At 41.5% G+C, this 3,055-nt stretch carries 2 protein-coding genes; both read right to left on the bottom strand.

The genetic code is table 11. The features are described from left to right. A partial coding sequence (locus ACP6PM_RS02045; RefSeq protein ID WP_426581382.1) for a hypothetical protein occupies positions 1-1,166 on the bottom strand: 1,166 nt, incomplete at its 3' end. A gap of 318 nt (positions 1,167-1,484) precedes the next feature. Next, the gene (locus ACP6PM_RS02040; RefSeq protein WP_426581380.1) at positions 1,485-2,879 is read right to left on the bottom strand and encodes a hypothetical protein; all 1,395 of its coding nucleotides are present in this window, start codon (positions 2,877-2,879) and stop codon (positions 1,485-1,487) included. Positions 2,880-3,055: the final 176 nt, after the last annotated feature.

The raw sequence follows: 3,055 nt of genomic DNA, 5'->3' as shown, positions 1-3,055 counted from the left end.
CTCTCAAAAATACCGTGAGAATTGGTTCCGCTGGCCTTGCCCGTTAGAATATCCTCTCCATAACTCATATAAATGTCGCCACCAGAAATACCGTAAGAATTGGTTCCCTTTGCCTCCGCAGTTAGAGTATCCCGTTCATTGCCCATATCAATGTAGCTCTCAAAAATACCGTAAGAATTGGTTCCCTCTGCCTTGCCAGTTAGAATATCATCTCCAAAACTCATATAAATTTTGCCACCAGAAATACCGTAAGAATTGGTTCCCTTTGCCTCCGCAGTTAGCTTATCTTCTTCATTTCCGGTAAGAATCTCGCCGTTGGTGTTGTCAATAGCGATCGCTTTGTCCTCAACCTGGGCAAAAGCATTGGCAACAGATTGAGCCGCAGCTTTATTTCCCGGTGTGGCAGTGGACAAAGCGATCGCAGCAGATTGTGACAAGGTCGCAGCACTAGAAGTAGCTGTAGCAGTGATAGTATCACCACCCAGATCCGTAGTAATTAAGCCATTTTTATTATTAATACCTCTGCCAATGATGGTTGCCTGAGCTAAACTTTGAGCAAATGCTCCAGCGATAGCTGTGACACCATCTGAAACAGGGGCTTCGGCAATAGCCTCGACAATGGCTGAGGCATCTGCTGTCGCTGTTGCGACTGCTCCCACAGAACCTTCGGTATTACCAGAAATACCATCATCACCGTGACCGTTGTCAATTTCGCCACCAGAGTTATCAATACCATCGGCAGTAGACTTAACTTCTATGGAGGCAAAAGCATTAGTAATAACATTAGTATCAGCAGCATCAGCAATAGCTATGGCTTGAGATACTGATTGTGCTACAGCGGAGATGTTGGATGTTGCACTACCTTTTACTATATCTGGTCCTGCTTCTGTCCTGATAATACCATCGTTATTAATACCCTTGGCAGCAACATTAAAGCTGCTACTAAATTCGGTAGAGGCAATAACAGAGTTGATATTTTTACCTGCTGCTCCAACAAGCGCTCCCACACCAAAGTCACTATGTACATGGTCAGTACCAATTAGCCGATCATCTCCCTTACCTGTCTCTATGAAGGAGTAGTAGTCGGGGTTGACGAGCGGTATCCCCGGATCAATTACATTTGAGTTGTCATCAAAATGTACGTGACGCAAGTCTAAAAATTTCATAAAACATACCTCTCAAAAGAATAAATTAAAAACTAGAAGCAGTCCATACTGGACATCTTACGTTGCTGCTTATAACGGTTTTCACAAAGGTAGACTAAAGAAATAAGGATAAGTATGTTTGCAGTTTTATAAGTTACAGACCTGATAGTTGTATTCTTATGTTAAGTTGTTAAGTTAATAAAAACCGCTATCAACATTTTCTGGTTGAAAAAATCCCTGTTTGGGTAGCATAACCAAGGAAGAAGGATTCAATAATTAATAATTAACAATTAATAATTAATAATTATCTCTTTTTATTTAGTCTTCAACTGTACCTCACTATCCTAAAAAGTCCTGTAAGTCAGAATAGTTTAAGGCATGATTTTCATTACCAAAAAAGAATCTTTCAAAATTTTTGGTATTCATAGTCATACCATCTAGTTCAAAAATAACCTGATTGATACCAGAACCGAAACTAATATTATCAAATTGATCTATCTTGTAAGAGCCAAGGCTGAGTCTATCATAACCGTCACCACCTCTTACTCTACCGTCACCAAAACCTTCAACAAAGTCATTCCCTCTACCCATAAATATATTGACGTCACCTCCAAAACTGGAGGCTTCTATTCTATCATCTCCATAACCCATACGAATCTCAGTGCCAAAAATACCGTGAGAATTTTTTCCGCTTGCCTCGCCAATTAGAGTATCCGATCCATTGCCCATATTAATGTAGCTATCAAAAATACCGTAAGAATCGGTTCCGCTGGCTTTGCCAATTAGAATATCCTTTTCATCACCCATATAAATCTCGCCACCAGAAATACCGTAAGAATTGGTTCCCTTTGCCTCGCCAGTTAGACTATCCTTTCCACTTCCGGTACCAAGATAGCCGTTTGTGTTGTCAATAGCGATCGCTTTGTCCTCAACCTGGGCAAAAGCACTGGCAACAGATTGAGCCGCAGCTTTATTTCCCGGTGTGGCAGTGGACAAAGCAGACGCAGCAGATTTTGACAAGGTCGCAGCACTAGAAGTAGCTGTAGCAGTGATAGTATCACTATCCGTACCCGTAGTAATTATGCCATAATTATTATTAATACCTCTGGCAATGATAGTTGCGTCAACTAAACTTTCAGCAAATGCTCCAGCGAAAGCTGTGACACCATCTGACATAGGGGCTTCGGCAATAGCCTCGACAATGGCTGAGGCATCTGCTGTCGCTGTTGCGACTGCTCCCACAGAACCTTCGGTACCACCATAAATACCATCATCACCGGGACCGTTGTCAATGTCGCCACCAGAGTTATCAATACCATCAGCAGTAGACTTAAGTTTTATGGAGGAAAAAGCACTAGTAATAACATTAGTATCAGCAGTATCAGCAATAGCTATGGCTTGAGATACTGATTGTGCTACAGCGGAGATATTGGATGTTGCAGTACCTTTTATTAGATCTGCTCCTTCTTCTGTCCAGAGAAGGCCTTCGTTCTTAATACCCTTGGCAGCAACATTAAAGCTGCTACTAAATTCGGTAGAGGCAATAACAGAGTTGATATTTTTACCTGCTGCTCCAACAAGCGCTCCCACACCAAAGTCACTATGTACATGGTCAGTACCAATTAGCCGATCATCTCCCTTACCTGTCTCTATGAAGGAGTAGTAGTCGGGGTTGACGAGCGGTATCCCCGGATCAATTACATTTGAGTTGTCATCAAAATGTACGTGACGCAAGTCTAAAAATTTCATAAAACATACCTCTCAAAAGAATAAATTAAAAACTAGAAGCAGTCCATACTGGACATCTTACGTTGCTGCTTATAACGGTTTTCACAAAGGTAGACTACGGAAATAAGGTATCCACTCAATATGATGGGGTAGGGAATGATTATAACTGCCAAGACCAATCA

Source organism: Dapis brunnea BLCC-M229, assembly GCF_050015995.1.
Taxonomy (GTDB): Bacteria; Cyanobacteriota; Cyanobacteriia; order Cyanobacteriales; family Microcoleaceae; genus Trichodesmium.
This window is presented reverse-complemented; position numbering and strand designations above follow the sequence as displayed.